11 protein-coding genes, 13 tRNA genes and 1 rRNA gene are annotated in these 15,689 nt (G+C 41.2%); 21 read left to right on the forward strand and 4 right to left on the reverse strand.

Features of this window, described 5'->3' with window-relative positions; all coding sequences use genetic code 11:
* The first annotated feature begins 409 nt into the window (after positions 1-409).
* From rrf to KS242_RS05005, 16 genes are all read left to right on the forward strand, one after another.
* Positions 410-522, forward strand: a 5S ribosomal RNA gene (rrf, locus tag KS242_RS04930).
* A gap of 12 nt (positions 523-534) precedes the next feature.
* Positions 535-609, forward strand: a tRNA-Asn gene (locus KS242_RS04935).
* A gap of 2 nt (positions 610-611) precedes the next feature.
* Positions 612-703 (forward strand) — tRNA-Ser (locus KS242_RS04940).
* Between the two features lie 16 nt (positions 704-719).
* Positions 720-794: transfer RNA gene (locus KS242_RS04945), tRNA-Glu, on the forward strand.
* A 24-nt stretch (positions 795-818) separates the two neighbouring features.
* Positions 819-894, forward strand: a tRNA-Val gene (locus tag KS242_RS04950).
* Between the two features lie 37 nt (positions 895-931).
* A tRNA-Met gene (locus KS242_RS04955) sits at positions 932-1,006 on the forward strand.
* Between the two features lie 171 nt (positions 1,007-1,177).
* A tRNA-Asp gene (locus tag KS242_RS04960) sits at positions 1,178-1,254 on the forward strand.
* Positions 1,255-1,281: 27 nt separating this feature from the next.
* Positions 1,282-1,354: transfer RNA gene (locus KS242_RS04965), tRNA-Phe, on the forward strand.
* Between the two features lie 8 nt (positions 1,355-1,362).
* A tRNA-Tyr gene (locus KS242_RS04970) sits at positions 1,363-1,448 on the forward strand.
* Between the two features lies 1 nt (position 1,449).
* A tRNA-Trp gene (locus KS242_RS04975) sits at positions 1,450-1,523 on the forward strand.
* An 18-nt stretch (positions 1,524-1,541) separates the two neighbouring features.
* Positions 1,542-1,614 (forward strand) — tRNA-His (locus tag KS242_RS04980).
* A 73-nt stretch (positions 1,615-1,687) separates the two neighbouring features.
* Positions 1,688-1,762, forward strand: a tRNA-Gly gene (locus KS242_RS04985).
* A gap of 7 nt (positions 1,763-1,769) precedes the next feature.
* Positions 1,770-1,843, forward strand: a tRNA-Cys gene (locus KS242_RS04990).
* A 15-nt stretch (positions 1,844-1,858) separates the two neighbouring features.
* Positions 1,859-1,940 (forward strand) — tRNA-Leu (locus tag KS242_RS04995).
* Between the two features lie 137 nt (positions 1,941-2,077).
* Positions 2,078-2,899 carry a methyl-accepting chemotaxis protein gene (locus tag KS242_RS05000; protein WP_217323266.1) on the forward strand — a complete coding sequence of 274 codons (822 nt, stop codon included), beginning with the start codon at positions 2,078-2,080 and terminating at the stop codon, positions 2,897-2,899.
* Positions 2,900-3,460: 561 nt separating this feature from the next.
* Positions 3,461-3,844 (forward strand): VOC family protein, encoded by a 384-nt coding sequence (locus tag KS242_RS05005; protein WP_217323267.1) that lies wholly within the window; start codon positions 3,461-3,463, stop codon positions 3,842-3,844.
* A 94-nt stretch (positions 3,845-3,938) separates the two neighbouring features.
* Here the strand turns inward: KS242_RS05005 and KS242_RS05010 are convergent, their stop codons facing one another.
* On the reverse strand, positions 3,939-5,012 hold the full coding sequence (locus KS242_RS05010; protein WP_217323268.1) for an aldo/keto reductase: 1,074 nt from the start codon (positions 5,010-5,012) through the stop codon (positions 3,939-3,941).
* 169 nt (positions 5,013-5,181) lie between these two features.
* Between KS242_RS05010 and KS242_RS05015 the strand changes: the two genes are divergently transcribed.
* Positions 5,182-5,874 carry an aspartate/glutamate racemase family protein gene (locus KS242_RS05015; protein WP_217323269.1) on the forward strand — a complete coding sequence of 231 codons (693 nt, stop codon included), beginning with the start codon at positions 5,182-5,184 and terminating at the stop codon, positions 5,872-5,874.
* Positions 5,875-5,899: 25 nt separating this feature from the next.
* Here the strand turns inward: KS242_RS05015 and KS242_RS05020 are convergent, their stop codons facing one another.
* A complete protein-coding gene (locus KS242_RS05020; RefSeq protein ID WP_217323270.1) occupies positions 5,900-6,484 on the reverse strand; it encodes a VanZ family protein in 585 nt (194 codons plus the stop codon).
* Positions 6,485-6,699: 215 nt separating this feature from the next.
* Between KS242_RS05020 and KS242_RS05025 the strand changes: the two genes are divergently transcribed.
* Together KS242_RS05025 and KS242_RS05030 are read left to right on the forward strand one after the other, a co-directional pair.
* Positions 6,700-7,893 (forward strand): hypothetical protein, encoded by a 1,194-nt coding sequence (locus KS242_RS05025; protein ID WP_217323271.1) that lies wholly within the window; start codon positions 6,700-6,702, stop codon positions 7,891-7,893.
* Between the two features lie 612 nt (positions 7,894-8,505).
* Positions 8,506-10,608 (forward strand): bifunctional metallophosphatase/5'-nucleotidase, encoded by a 2,103-nt coding sequence (locus KS242_RS05030; protein WP_217323272.1) that lies wholly within the window; start codon positions 8,506-8,508, stop codon positions 10,606-10,608.
* 42 nt (positions 10,609-10,650) lie between these two features.
* Here KS242_RS05030 and KS242_RS05035 read toward each other — a convergent pair whose 3' ends face one another.
* Complete coding sequence (locus KS242_RS05035) at positions 10,651-11,859, reverse strand: DUF4317 domain-containing protein (protein ID WP_217323273.1); 1,209 nt, start codon at positions 11,857-11,859, stop codon at positions 10,651-10,653.
* 160 nt (positions 11,860-12,019) lie between these two features.
* Here KS242_RS05035 and KS242_RS05040 point away from each other — a divergent pair, with 160 nt between their 5' ends.
* Positions 12,020-12,766: a hypothetical protein gene (locus tag KS242_RS05040; protein ID WP_217323274.1), complete on the forward strand. Its 747-nt coding sequence runs from the start codon at positions 12,020-12,022 to the stop codon at positions 12,764-12,766.
* Between the two features lie 204 nt (positions 12,767-12,970).
* On the forward strand, positions 12,971-14,713 hold the full coding sequence (gene dhaK, locus KS242_RS05045; protein ID WP_217323275.1) for a dihydroxyacetone kinase subunit DhaK: 1,743 nt from the start codon (positions 12,971-12,973) through the stop codon (positions 14,711-14,713).
* Between the two features lie 92 nt (positions 14,714-14,805).
* Here the strand turns inward: dhaK and KS242_RS05050 are convergent, their stop codons facing one another.
* Positions 14,806-15,546 (reverse strand): SDR family NAD(P)-dependent oxidoreductase, encoded by a 741-nt coding sequence (locus tag KS242_RS05050; protein ID WP_217323276.1) that lies wholly within the window; start codon positions 15,544-15,546, stop codon positions 14,806-14,808.
* Between the last annotated feature and the right edge of the window lie 143 nt (positions 15,547-15,689).

Here is a 15,689-nt window from a genome sequence, read left to right on the forward strand (position 1 = left end):
GTATATTGTGTCCAGCGGCTTTTTCTATTGCAGGTACAAGCCTATTCTTAAAATAGGGAAGAGAGCAGGAACTTCTAACTATTCGGCGAGAAGCAGTACGAGCAGCAGTACGAGAATCACTTTGACTGGAAAAGAAGCAAAAGTAGTCAGTGCAGGAATATACAGTTACAAATGTACGAAAAGAGACTGTTACCAGATTTACATCATATATAAAAAAGTGTTGCGTATTTTGGACGTGCAGTATATTATAGTTAAGGTTGTTATATAAAGACTTTGTTAAGTCAGTCGACTTAGCAAAATGCACGTCAGAACAAAAAATAACTTTTCTTAAAAAAACTATTGCATTTCGTCTTTAGAGCATATATAATATAATTTGTCCTTGAGAAAAGGCAACAAGATACATAAGAGGTCTGGTGGTAATAGCGAAGAGGTCACACCTGTTCCCATGCCGAACACAGTAGTTAAGCTCTTCAGCGCCGATGGTAGTTGGGTTCGCCCTGCGAGAGTAGGACGCTGCCAGGCAATCTCGATCATTCCACAGTAGCTCAGTGGTAGAGCTATCGGCTGTTAACCGATCGGTCGCAGGTTCGAATCCTGCCTGTGGAGCCATTGGAGAGCTGTCCGAGTGGTCGAAGGAGCACGATTGGAAATCGTGTAGGCTGCTAACGCGGTCTCGAGGGTTCGAATCCCTCGCTCTCCGCCATAAGACTTACATAAATGGCCCGTTGGTCAAGCGGTTAAGACACCGCCCTTTCACGGCGGTAACACGGGTTCGAATCCCGTACGGGTCACCATTATACTTTATTAAGACCAATCCTGGAGGATTAGCTCAGCTGGGAGAGCATCTGCCTTACAAGCAGAGGGTCGGCGGTTCGAGCCCGTCATCCTCCACCATATGATTTAACTTCATATCTATATTACCTTTTATTATCGCGGGGTGGAGCAGGGGTAGCTCGTCGGGCTCATAACCCGAAGGTCGCAGGTTCAAATCCTGCCCCCGCAACCATATTAGTTCACTTTCTACGTCGGCTTGCTTCTTAGCAGTGAACATGGGGAGTACTCGAAGAGTGCAACCATTATTATCTTTTAAAATGGAGTACCTGAAAGGTGCAACCATTACAGTTCACTTTCTACGTTGATTTACTTCTTAGCTAGTGAAATTGATAATCTATTAAGTGGTCCGGTAGTTCAGTTGGTTAGAATGCCTGCCTGTCACGCAGGAGGTCGCGGGTTCGAGTCCCGTCCGGACCGCCACTTATACAACATGTATATGTTACATATGGCTCGGTAGCTCAGTCGGTAGAGCAACGGACTGAAAATCCGTGTGTCGGCGGTTCGATTCCGTCCCGAGCCACTCTAATCGGAGGGATAGCGAAGTTGGCCAAACGCGGCGGACTGTAAATCCGCTCCCATCGGGTTCGTAGGTTCGAGTCCTACTCCCTCCACCATAGGGGTATAGTTCAATGGTAGAACAACGGTCTCCAAAACCGTCGATGTGGGTTCAACTCCTACTACCCCTGCCATTTTATTTTAATTCTATGGCGGTCGTGGCGAAGTGGTTAACGCACCGGATTGTGGCTCCGGCATTCGTGGGTTCAATCCCCATCGATCGCCCTCTATATAGCTTTCAGGCTATAGCCAAGAAACAGGTAAGGATTCCAACCGGAATCCGATACCTTAAGTTTATGCGAAAGTAGTTCAGTGGTAGAACACCACCTTGCCAAGGTGGGGGTCGCGGGTTCGAATCCCGTCTTTCGCTCCATAATATTGGCGGCATAGCCAAGTGGTAAGGCAAAGGTCTGCAACACCTTGACCACCGGTTCAAATCCGGTTGCCGCCTCCATTGCATTTATAACATGCCGGTGTGGCGGAATTGGCAGACGCGCACGACTCAAAATCGTGTTCCGCAAGGAGTGCCGGTTCGACCCCGGCCACCGGTATCACAAGGCATTATGCCTTAGAAAGGACTTAGGATAATTATTCCTAAGTCCTTTTTTTATTTGTAAAATTTCTCAGCTGCTTAACAAACAAACTTAGCATGTAGGTAAGGTAAAAAAAGAAATGGGGACAACTTCATATGTTACAAAGAGTCGATTCTTTAGATAGTATTATTGCTATTATTCCTGTAATAAAAGCTTCCGTACCAGCAGATTTATCAATAGCAGTATGTGATTTACAAAAGTTCGTTGCCTACTTTCCTGGTGAAGAGATTGATCTGAATATAAAGAAGGGACAAGAACTTAATCCTAAAGAACCGTTAGCTATAGCTATAAGAGAAGATCGTTATTTACAAGAAAATGTACCAGCAGATTTTTATGGCTTTGAGTTTACTGGTACCGCCAATCCGGTACAGGATAGAAAAGGTAACATTATTGGAGGAATTGCAGTTCAATTAAGAAGGCAAACAGAATTGAGAACGATTGCAGACCAAATTTCAATCTCTCTTTCTCAAGCAAATGAACAAATTGATCAGATTAAATCAGGTTCAGCTTCTTTAGAGAGTCACTCCCACGAGTTGCTCAAGCAATCGCACAAAGCTGGTGAAGATGTCAGTCAAACAGCTGAAGTCTTGACTATTATTAAGCAAGTGGCAGATCAGACGAATTTATTAGGATTAAACGCTGCCATTGAAGCTGCGCGTGCCAAGGAATATGGTAAAGGATTTGAAGTTGTAGCCAAAGAAATACGTAAATTATCTAATGAAACTGTTGCATCAACAGACTCTATCAATAAAACAATGAATCAAATGCAACAAACAGCCCAGCAGATGGGAATTTATATAGAAAAGGTAGCAGCTGTTGGAGAAGAACAAGCAAATTCCATTAAACAGACATCCGCTTTTATCGAAGAAATTAAAGTAATGGCAGATAAGCTGAATCAGTTTGCGAATAAGTTGTAGATTTAAAAATCAATATTTTTATAATAAACTGATTGTTATATAAGGGAGGAGAGAACTATAATTTAGTTCTCTTTCCCCCCTTAGTTTTTAAAGCTCAATCATGATTTAGCAGAGGCTTCTTTAACTTGAACAACCACTAGTTCGCAGTGGAAATCAACATTTATAGAACTAACAACACATGGAAGATTCACTTAAAATCAGATGCCACAGAAGATGTTTTGATGCAAGCATAGTTCCTGTTTGACAGAAACTGCTTGTTACAAGGCAATGCAATAAAGAAAATTTATGAGCTTACTTGTACAGGTGATAAAGGTAATTACTTTTGCCTTAAGAGCGGAGAGCATAAACACTTGATGGAGCATATAGGAGTTCAGCGTGAAGTGAAGGATGTCACTTCTGTTAAAATGAACCTTATATCGCTTATTGATAAATGCTTTGAAATTTTTGTGGTTGAGGAATCCTAGGGAGTAAGTTTCAAGTTATTATTTAAAAAGAGCTTCTATCTATAGTAAGATTACAAATGCGTCACAACATAATATACACCAAGGAGGAGAAAGAATCTTGAAAATAATTGTTACCAGTCTATTTGTTAATGATCAAGCCAAGGCATTGACATTTTACTCCGAAATACTAGGCTTTACAAAAAAGAATGACGTCCCCGCAGGAGAATACAGATGGCTAACACTAGTTTCTTCAGATGATCAAGGAGGTACCGAGCTTTTACTCGAACCAAATATTCATCCCGCCGCAAAAGAATATCAGACGAAAATCTTTTCTGAAGGTATACCAGCGACCATGTTTGGGGTTGCTGATATACATCAAGAGTACAAACAGTTAAAGGAAAAAGGCGTGGTATTCACGATGGAACCGACAAAGGTGGGAGAAAACACGATTGCTGTTTTCGATGATACATGTGGTAATCTTATTCAGTTATTGCAGCAATAACTGCAAAAATGTTGTGATAAATCCAAGCTGCATTATAAGTTAATTGATAAAATACCAAAATAGAGCCTTATAAGGCTCTATTTTGGTATTTTAATTAGTCATCCAACCCCATCGACTGCTTATACCCTTCCAAATAAGGCATTTCTACTGGGCTTCCTTTTTCGAAGGAGCTCATGGCGCGGTGCCAGTTTGGGTAGAGAGGTGCTGGTCGTGCTGCTGACTCAATTAGGTTGTGTTCTTCTTGGGTCAGTTGCATGTCAAAGGAATCGATGTTTTCTTTTAATTGTTGTTCATTGCGGGCTGCTATAACAATTGGGCCGACGTTTGGACGGTCTTTAGTCCAGGTGTAAGCGATTTGCGGTACGGATGCGTTATGGTTGGATGCAACTTCTTCGAGTGCATCGATTACTTTGTAAAGGCGTTCTTCATCCTGTACCCAAGGCTCTGGCCAGCCTCCGCCTTGGCGGGTGTTTTCTGGTGCTGTTTTATTGCGTCCTATTTTACCATTAAGAAGACCTTCACCAAGCGGGCTCCAGATCATGTTGCCGATACCAAGTTCTTTTCCTGCTGGAAGCAGCTCATATTCTGCTTCGCGTGCTTCTGGTGTGTAGTAGATTTGCTGCGTGATTGGTGGAATATAACCCGGCTGCTGTTCTGCGACAGAGAAAGTTCGCGCAAGCGCCCAGCCGCTATAGTTGGATACTCCCCAATATCGGATCTTTCCGGATTTGACGAGGTTTGTCATAGCCTCAATTGTCTCTTCAACTGGCGTGCGCCCGTCCCATAGGTGCACAAAGTACAAGTCGAGGTAGTCAGTACCTAGACGCTGCAAGGACTGATCAATTGATTTCTCGATATTAACACGTGATGCGCCTCCGTCATTTGGACCGTCACCTAATTGAAATCCAGTCTTAGATGTGAGCAGCACGTCGTCTCGGCGTCCCTTAATAGCGGCGCCGAGTACACGCTCCGCATCACCTTTCGAATAAAGATTGGCCGTATCAAACATGTTTATACCAGCTTCTAAAGACATATCTACCATACGACGCGCTTCATCTTTCTGTACATTGCCGGTCGCTTCAAAGCCATTCGTTCCGCTGAACGGAATCGTTCCTAAAATATACTTCGGAACACGCAGACCAGAATTACCTAAATTGATATATTCCATGATATCCTCCTGTTTGTGCATAATTAGCATTTTAGTTAATTTACCCGGTGCTTGATATAGTAAAACTGAAGCTTATGCCAGCATCACTATGCATTGTTTTTTAAGTTTGACAATTGTTCTGTTACTAGGTAATTTAAATAGAACAAATCTATGAGAAGGGGGAGAGCGGATGAAAAATATTGGCCTTATTGGCGGTATGAGCTGGGAGTCTACCACCGAATACTACCGTATTATAAACGAAGAAGTAAAGAAGGAATTAGGCGGACTACATTCTGCAAAGTGCGTGATGTACAGCGTTGATTTTCACGAGATTGAAACATATCAGGCGGAAGGTGACTGGCAGAAAGCGGGGGAACTGCTCGGCGAAGCGGCATCTTCCTTGGAAAAAGCCGGGGCTTCCTTTATCGTCATCTGTACTAACACCATGCATAAGGTAACAGCTTCCATAGAAGAGAATATTAACATTCCAATCTTACATATTGCTGATGCAACGGCCAAACAAATACGAGAAGCGAACATAAAAAAAGTAGGCTTATTAGGGACATCTTATACAATGGAGCAGGATTTTTACCGGGAACGTATTGCGTCCAATAGTATAGAAGTAATTGTTCCAGATAAAACGGCGAGACAAGAAGTGAATAGAGTGATTTACGAAGAGTTATGCTTAGGGATAATCTCGGAGCCTTCTAGACAATATTATAAAAGTGTTATAGAAGACTTGGAAAAACAAGGTGCGGAAGGAATAATCCTAGGCTGTACAGAGATTGGTTTACTGCTGCAGCAAACTGATTCACAAGTCCCTTTATTTGATACAACGACAATTCATGCACTGGAGGCTGTTCGTGCTTCACTTGATGAATAATACAGAAAAAGATTGCCTAGAATCCTCAGTTTCTACGCAATCTTTTTTTATGTTCTAAATTTAAAAAGTATATCTTTATAATAATCCAACCGAGAAGTGCTCCTAGCACATTCATTATAAAGTCATCAATATCTGTTACTGCATTCGGTACGCCGGTAATAAAATCCAATGCTAACTGTGCTAGTTCAATGATTAGGACTAGAAGTACGGTACCTATGAAGAACTTAGAAAAGCTAGGTGTTCTTCTGTTTAGCACACCTATTAGTATCGGGAGAGGCAGGAGCATGATAAGGTTTCCAACCACTTGTCTGTAATTTCCTGCATGTAATGAGCTTGTGATTGTTTCAAAAGGGTTTAGCTGATACATATGCTGACTTGGTAGGTCAAAGAATATAGAAGCATTGTAAACTATCGTAATAGGGAGGAGGGTGAGCTTAAAAACAGACAATGCATAAAAGAGAATGGCACCGATGATAAATAATTTTCTAAGATTAAAATGCTTCCTTTTTATTTTATTGTAGTAGAAATACAAGAAAATAAAAAATACGATAAAGACAAGTAAAAATAGCGGCGGATTTAAATTGTAATCAACAGCATATGCATTATTCACGAGCATCTATCCTTTAAGCTTGTAGTAGCGGAGAACTTACATATATTCTATTGCCCCATATTGTAATCTCTCAAACTAGCTAGAAAAAGAGCATGCAGAACCAAAATAGATAAAAAAATTAACACATTCAATTGACTGAAAACTTAAAATGTAATACCATGCTAACATGTTTATATTTTAAGAAAATTCATGCAAATGTTGGTAGGAGGGTCCTTATGTCACAATTATTAGCTCTAGTAATCCTTACTTTTATCTTATTTATTGGTGATATGGTAGCAGTTCGAACGAAAGCATGGGTCCCGTCTGTATTTGTTTGTGCTATTTTATTTCTCGCCGGATATTGGACTTTCTTCCCGAAAGATATTGTGTCATTAGCTGGTGTGCCGCCTGTGGTAGCGACAATGATCATGTATTTATTGATTACGAACATGGGAACGTTATTATCTTTGAAAGAACTGAAGGCGCAGTGGAAAACAATCGTGATTGCACTTGCTGGCATATTAGGAGTTGTCGTTACATTATTGAGTGTTGGAACGTTAATCTTTGGATTTGAAACGATGGTTGTTGCGGTGCCTCCATTGGTCGGAGGAATTGTTTCTTCGCTTCTCATGTCAGATGCAGCTAGTGCGGCTGGTCTTTCTTCATTAGCGGTATTTGCCGTTGTTATCTATGTGATTCAAGGATTTGCTGGCTACCCAATTACATCAATCTTTTTGAAAAAAGAAGGCAAGCGACTGCTGGAGCTTTATCGAAATGGTGAACTGCAAGTAACAGAGCAAAAGGATGCTAAAGCAGAAATTGCTGCAACAGTAGAACCGCACGCACAAAGATGGAGACTGCCGGAAAAGTACAATACCGACTTCTATAAGTTTTTCAAGTTGGCACTTGTGTCTTATGCAGCTTATCTTGTTTCAACTTTACTGGGACCAGTGGTTGAGATCAGCCCATATGTACTTTGCTTATTGTTTGGGGTAATTGCCACTAGCATGGGATTCCTGGAAAAGCAAACATTGCAAAAAGCGAATGGTTTTGGAATCGCAGTACTAGTATTAATGCTGTTTATCTTTGATGGTTTAAATAAGGCAACACCAAGCATGATGCTGGAAATATTATATCCTTTAATAGGAACAATCATCATTGGAATTATTGGAATGTATATCTTCTCTTTCCTAGCAGGCAAGATTTTAAATGTGAGCAAGAATATGGCGTTTGCCGTCTCTTTAACAGCTCTTTATGGTTTCCCAGCTGATTATATTATTACAAACGAAGTGATCAAGTCATTAACCGAAGATGAAAAAGAAAGAGAAGCATTAACGAGCCACATGCTGCCGCCAATGCTTGTCGGAGGGTTTATTACCGTTACGATTGTGTCGGTTGTATTAGCAGGAATTTTCGTGGGTTTCTTATGAATGAGGTATCAATTAAAATATAATCTCTAAGAGGCTGGGACAAAACAATCAATTCATCCTAAAAGCGAACGATTACTAGATTCATACTTTTTTATGCATCCCTCTGACTGCTGTTTTCAAACTTTAGCTGTTATTCTCGGATAAGAATAGCTTTTGAAGTAGGCACCGACAAGAAAATCGCTATCTTTTTCGAGGAGTCTACGTATTTTTTCTACACAAGTTAAGGTTTCTCATAACAAAAATCAGCGCAGGAAATACACGGAGACTCCCGCGGGAGGAAGGCTAGGTTAGACCCCGCAGTGCGTTTTTTGCACGAGGAGGCTCACCAGCCGCCCGCAGGAAAGCGGAGTGTAATTCCGAAGCGATGCTCTCAGCCAATGGCCGTATTGTTTGGATTTTTATATAGACTAAACAGTTATGTCTCAGCCTTTTAGCTGTATGAATAAGAACAGATTGAGATCTGGAAGAAAACGAAATTTTTTTATAAATTAACAATCTCTTCATGTTAAGTTAATAGTATGCTTCTACAATATAGTAGGAGAGTCGACAAAGGCTGCGTACGGTAGAAATACATCTCTTGTCGAATTTTAACTATTTGGGGGAATGTTATTTATGAAGGGTAAGAAACGGTTCAAGTTTACATTTAGCACTGCTGCTATTATTACAATTTTATCATCATCCATTGCTTTGCCAACGAGTACGTACGCTGCGGACGAGAAGGCAGAGAATTTTTCTTTAACAATTATGCACATGAATGATACACATGCGCATGTGGAGCCTTTGCCGAAGATGATTACGGCGATTGAAGAAGTGCGGGCACAAGATCCAGATGCGCTGCTTCTTAATGCGGGAGATGTATTCTCTGGCACACTTTATTTTAACAAGTTTCAAGGGCAAGCGGACTTGGCGCTATTAAACATGATGAATATCGATGCAATGACATTTGGTAACCATGAGTTTGATTTAGGTTCTTCAGAGAATGGACATCAATCATTGTCAGCCTTCATTGAAAAAGCGAATTTCCCTTTCATTTCTGCCAACGTAGATTTTTCTGGCGATCCATTTGTTGGAAATAAAGTAAATAATACATTTACAGAAGATGCGCAAGACAGCAATGTATATGATGGTATTGTAAAAGAAGTAGACGGTGAAAAGATTGGGATCTTCGGGCTGACAACCGAGGAAACACTGGAAACTTCCAGCCCTGTTAATGCACAAATAACGAACTACGCTGCAGAAGCAGAAAGAGCTGTTAAAGCGTTTGAAGATATAGGTATAGATAAGGTTGTTGCACTTACGCATCTCGGCTATGACAGTAATCCAGCCGTTGGGAATGATTTGATGCTAGCAGAACAAGTGGATGGCATCGATGTTATTGTAGGCGGTCACTCGCATACAAAATTGGAAGAGCCGACAATAGTTGATAAAGATGAAAACGGTGCTCCGAAAGATCCGACAGTCATTGTGCAAGGATATCAGTACGCACAGAACTTAGGGGAATTGCATGTAGCGTTTAATGAAGAAGGACAAGTTGTACATGCTGATGGTCATTTAATTGACGTTGAAAGTAAAACCGCAGATCCGAAAGCATCTCAAGTACTGGCTTCTTATAAAGCAGAAGTTGATGAAATGTCCAACCAAGAAACAGGTGCAGTCGCACAGAAGCCGCTTACCAACCCGCGTCTTTCTGACAGTGATGTAAGTGTACGAGCAAATGAAACGGCATTAGGAAACCTTATTACGGATGCTATGCTGGCAAAAGCACAGGAGAAAATGCCGGAAGTTTCCATTGCCATGCAAAACGGCGGCGGTATTCGTGCAGCAATTGATCAAGGTCCAATTACAGTGGGTGAAGTCATTACTGTTCTGCCATTCGGAAATGATCCTGCAGTAGTAGAGTTGAGTGGGAATGAAATCAAGCAGATTTTAGAATACAGTGTTCGCTTGGCTCCTGAGGAAAGCGGCGGATTCATGCAAGTTGCTGGGATGAAGTTCAGCTATGATAGCACGAAGGAAGCAGGATCCCGAATCGTTTCCATGCAAGTGAAGAATGGCGAGACGTATACAGATATCCAACCGGACCAAACCTATCTTGTAACAACGAATAACTTCACTGCCAAAGGCGGAGATGGTTATGATGTATTTGCGAACGCATATGCAGAAGGCCGTGTACAAGATTTAGGCGAGATTGATTGGGAACAGTTCCGTGATTATATGGTAGAAGATTTAAACGGTGTTGTTGACCCTGTAACCGAGGGAAGAATTACTGACTTGTTAGGCGAGAAACCAGAACCGTCAAGTCCTGTTAAACCGGAAGAACCAGGTGATGAAAAGCCGGATCCTAATCCAACTGATGAAAATCCAAACGGTGATGACAGCAAAGACCCAAACGGTGATGGTGATAACAAGGATGACAAACCACAGCCACAAGAAGATCCAAAAGATGATCATAAAGGTAACGACACAAATGACGACGATCAAGATAAAAGTGGAGTGACACCACCGCCAAGTGCTGGAAACAACAGCGGAAATAACTTGAACAATGTTTCAGATGATAAAGTTGTCCAAGTTGCCGATGACAATGATAAGGTTGTGAAAGGCAACCAGCTTCCAAACACGGCAACAAATATGTTTACGTATATACTGACAGGAGCTGTATTGCTCGCTGCAGGTGCAGTTATGTATCTTTTCAAAAGAAAGAAAGCAAAAGCTTAAATAAAATAAAACAAGGATGCTGCAGCCTGCAGCATCCTTGTTTTATTCTGTAATGGCGTTTTCTGGTTCTTTCTCGCTTACCTTATTTACTAGTGACTCTTCTGCCATTGTAAATCCTTCGATAACTGTATCTTCTTCTACTTCAATCATAATGCAGCGTTTATTGTTGAAGACAACTTGCCGTACATAACGCAAATCTTCTGGGCTGATGGCGATATTAGCAACTTTTGTTTTAATCTTAATCGATTTAGAGTTGTACTTAGGTATTACACTTGTTGCTTTCATTTCATACTTCTCATCATCAATTACCTTTTGATAAGCAGTTTCGACCTTTTCTGGCGTGACGTTTTCTATACCGCTAAGCGTCAAGACGCGCTGGACATCGTTCCGATCAAGTTTTGGTGCTTCTTCCTCTTCGTTTTCTTCCACAACGCGATTAATTTCTTCGTATACATTGGCGAGGGCTGACGTACTGAGGTGATCACCCGTTATATCTTTGACGATTTCTTCAAATACACTTTTATCATCTCTTGCGGTCATGATTTCTTCTGCTGTCAGAACATCTTCAATAAAAGCTGTGTCTGGCTCGTATGCTTTTGCGGTAGAGTAAAGCACATGATTTACGTCTGCTGCGCTATCATTAAAGCAAGGGAAGAGAAAGCCGGAAAGCGGCGCCTGTAAGTTGATAACGGGATTGACTGTGACATTGTACTTGAATTCACGTTCCACATAATCAAATTCCAACTCTTTCTTTGATTCCTGTGTTTTGTTGATGCTGCATAGCAAGAAGGAGTGGGAATACATCGTATCATTTGCGCTTTCTTCTGCTTCTGCATTTGGACGTTTCTGTGCTTTTAAATACTCCGCTTTAATAAAGGAGATAACAACATCATGCTCATACTGCCTGTCCTGCAGCATCTTAGCGACAAGAGCAAGCATGTCATTTGTCCACTCTTCCACATCGTTGGTAAGCAACCCACGGTGCAAAATCAATTGACTGCTGTCTTCTGCATCTCGTTTGAATTTCAGTTCAAACAACTTCTCATCAAGATTACCGGCCAGCACCTTTTTGAAATTACCAAGAAACAGTTCTTGCTGGTCTTCATCTAACATCCCAAATGGCATACTTTCGTGATGATAGATATCACTGGATTCTTTCATAATATATACGTTAAAAATATCCGAAATTCGGAGTTTATCATTGCCTTTTTTGAATTGTCTTCGGATTGTTGCGATATCTTTTTTATTCATATAGATTCCCGTTCCTTATTCATAGAATGAAAAGCATGTTCATTTATTTTAACACAGACAGGAGCTGCGAAACGTCACTTTTACTGTTAGGTTTTGCAGATAAGATTTTGACTGTTTATGTTAAAATTTGGAGATGAAACAGAATATGGGGGTTTTGATTATGCGTTTTATATTTTCTGTAGAGAATCGCGAAGATTATGATAGGTACCAGGTAATTACAGAGGAATTCAAAGAGAAGCTAGCAGCTTATGAGCAGGTGCTTCAGACAGAATATAAACTGATAGATAAGCCAAAAGCGTTTGTATGGACTACTTCAGAGCTTGCAACATCTGTCTATTCTAATGTTCCCATTCCGGCATTCACGAACAAAGATGTCATCTATATGACACCCGATCTATCAGCGTGGAGATCTTTGTTTATGGCACAATTGGAAGAGCGTGATTATCCAGAAATTAAAGCTTTTTATGAAACAATCTCTATTAATCAAGTATTAGCCATAGCAGGTCATGAAATGACGCATCATTCGAATCTATTCTTAGATGAATTCAATGATGACCGTAGCGATGGTATTTGGTTTGAGGAAGGCATGTGTGATTACTTATCGCGGAGGCATTTATTAGATAAACAAGAGTTTGAAGCGATTGCAGATGTTGAATCAAAGTTAATCAGTTTGTTTAAAGAGAAATACGGCACACATTCATTAGAGGAATTTGGCAGCAGTTCTTACGCGGGTAGCTTGACGAGTATCATGTATGATTATTGGCGCAGCGGCTATGCGGTTAAATATCTGGTAGAGGAAGAGTTTGATAATGACGTATTGCGTGTATTTGCGGAATATCACAATTGGCACGCAGAAGGTCGCAAGGGTTCTTTATTAGAGTATTTTGGTTTGAAAAAAGCTGTTTGATTAATGGTGGAGAAGCCAGGAGCGGATCAAACTTCTTGTCTTTTGTCGTCTTTGCTACTGTTTTATAATCTGTTCATTCGAGTATAAGTAAATGTTAGTCGGAGATTATTCAGACTAGTCTACCTAGTTTGTGCAATTCTTAAACTGTTCTGTTAAGCTGAAAACAGAAAAACACTTTTGCTTGTATAAGAGGAGGACTACAGAATGAAGAAGATTATTAATCGACCAGAGGATGTTGTCCTGGAAATGTGTCATGGGATGGTTCTCGCACATCCGGAGCTCGAATTGCTGAAAAAGTATAAAGTGATTAAACGAAAACAATCGCAAGCTGATAAGGTGACGTTGATTAGCGGGGGCGGCAGCGGCCATGAGCCGGCGCATGCTGGTTTTGTCGGAGAAGGTATGCTGGATGCTGCTGTGTGCGGAGATATGTTCGCTTCGCCTTCTCAAATTCAAGTCTATCAAGCGATTAAAAAGACGGCAGGTAAGAACGGCACACTGCTAATTATCAAGAATTACAGTGGCGATATTATGAATTTTAAGAATGCAGCACATCTTGCTAAAGAAGATGGATTAGAAGTAGATTACGTGAAAGTAGATGACGATATTGCGGTGGAAGATAGCTTGTATACAGTCGGACGCCGCGGGGTCGCTGGTGTGGTACTGGTACATAAAATTGCTGGTGCAGCTGCAGCAGAAGGCCGAGATTTGCAGCAAGTGAAAGCAGCAGCAGAAAAAGCGGCTTCCAGAGTCCGCAGCATTGGTGTGGCGTTGACTTCTTGTACGTTACCAGGTGGAGAAGCGACTTTCCAGCTAGCTGAGGATGAAATGGAGTATGGTGTTGGTATTCATGGAGAACCAGGAATTCGTCGTGAAAAAGTACTAAAAGCAGATGAACTAGCGAAACGAATGGTAGATGATTTACTGAAAGAAGGAGAGCCGGAAGAAGATATCGCATTATTAATCAATGGCTTTGGCGGAACGCCGCTTCAAGAGCTGTATTTGTTTAATCAATCTGTCAGTCGGGAGCTTGCCAAGCGAAACATCTCAGTGAATCGGACTTTCGTCGGCAACTATATGACAAGCATCGACATGGCTGGTGTGTCGGTTACGATGATGTCCTTGGACGAGGAACTGCGCACCCTGTTATCCAATCCATCTGATACGCCTGCATTTAAAGTGAACGGACCGGTTGATCAGCCAGTGTTTACTGAACTAGCAGAGGAAGATGGAGAGACAGAAGCAAGCTTTACAGTGGAAACACCAAGTGCTTATGCAAACGTAGCAAAGGAAACAATCACGTTGGAAAACATCATCTATTTAGTAGATAAGATGAGTGAGATTATTATTGAAAATGAGGCGGCATTCAATAAGCTGGATACGTATGCGGGGGATGGCGATTTCGGCAATAGTGTTGCGAAAGGCTTCCGCCAGCTGAAACGAGAATGGAAGCATATAACTGCGCAGGATAACCTCACGATTGAGCGTTTCCTAAATAGCTCTTCTATGGTGATTATGGAGCATTGCGGCGGCGCATCTGGCCCGATTTGGGGAGGTGCCTTCCGTGCGGCTGGTAAAGCAGCTGGAGAAAAAACGGAGCTTTCGGTAGCGGAATTTGCTGACATGCTGCAGCGTGTGGTCGCGGGTATTCAGGATATTGGTGAACGCTCGTTTGGCAGGGGAGCAGATGTTGGTGATAAGACACTGATTGATGCGCTTGTTCCGTGTGCAAACAGCTGGCAGAAAAGTGCAGCAGATGGAAATAACATAAAGACTGCCTTCTATAAAGGTGCAGAAGCAGCAGTGGATGGGGCAGAAAAAACAAAGGATATTGTGGCACGCATGGGACGCGCTGGCACGGTTGGTGAACGCAGTCTTGGCTATCCGGACGCCGGAGCACATGCCTTAGGTGTTATATTTACGGAATTGGCGAGCAGCTTGAAATAAGACATACAAACTAATTTGAAAGGAGGAGTGGGCTGACCCACTCCTCCTTTGTTATGACGTATTATTCGTATATAATTGATGCATTTCTCTTCTTAACGGCCGACTGTCCAGCCACCGTCAACCTTAATTTCTGAGCCCTGCATATAATCAGACTCATCAGATGCTAAGAAAGCTGCTACTGAAGCAATTTCTTCTGGTTTTCCAGCCCTTTCTGCAGGAATATCTTTTAATCGCTCATCTTGGATTCCCTCAGTCATAGGTGTATCAACGAAACCTGGTGCAATTAAATTTGCCTTAACCCCTTTGTTTCCAAAATCATAAACCAATTGTTTCGTGAAACCATTGATTGCAAATTTGCTTGTAACGTACGTATTACCACCAGCTCCGGCGACAAATGAAGATTGAGAGCCAATGTTTATAATATTTCCTTTCCCTTTTTCTAAGAAAATCGGCAATACAGCCTTAGCAGCAAGATAGGGCCCCTTCACATTAATTTTCATTAAATTATCGAATGTTTCTTCATCGGTTTCCAATACATCTTTATAGCCGTCATGGATTCCAGCTCCGTTATACAATATATCAATTGTGCCATAAGCTTCTAGCGTTTTATTAACGCCATCTTCAATAGATTTTTGATTCGTTACGTCTATTTTTATAAATGTAGCTTCCCCATTATTCTGTTTAATATCGTTTACAATTTGATTCCCTTGATCATCGTTTAAACCGCTGACAATAACTTTAGCTCCTTCTTTAGAAAATAGTTTAGACGTGGCTTCACCAATCCCTGAAGTACCACCTATAATCAATGCAACTTTATTATCTAGTCTTCCCATTATTAATTACTCCCTTATTATTAATCGATATACTCATTTCTTCCCTATTGTTCTTCCAAATTAAACACACTTTACTAAGGTGTAGCCGAACTAAAATAAAAAAAGTGATTCTCAAAAGCACTAATAATTGTTATATTTTGGTT

Origin of the sequence: Terribacillus sp. DMT04 (genome assembly GCF_019056395.1) — a bacterium.
Classification (GTDB): Bacteria; Bacillota; Bacilli; order Bacillales; family Amphibacillaceae; genus Terribacillus; species Terribacillus aidingensis_A.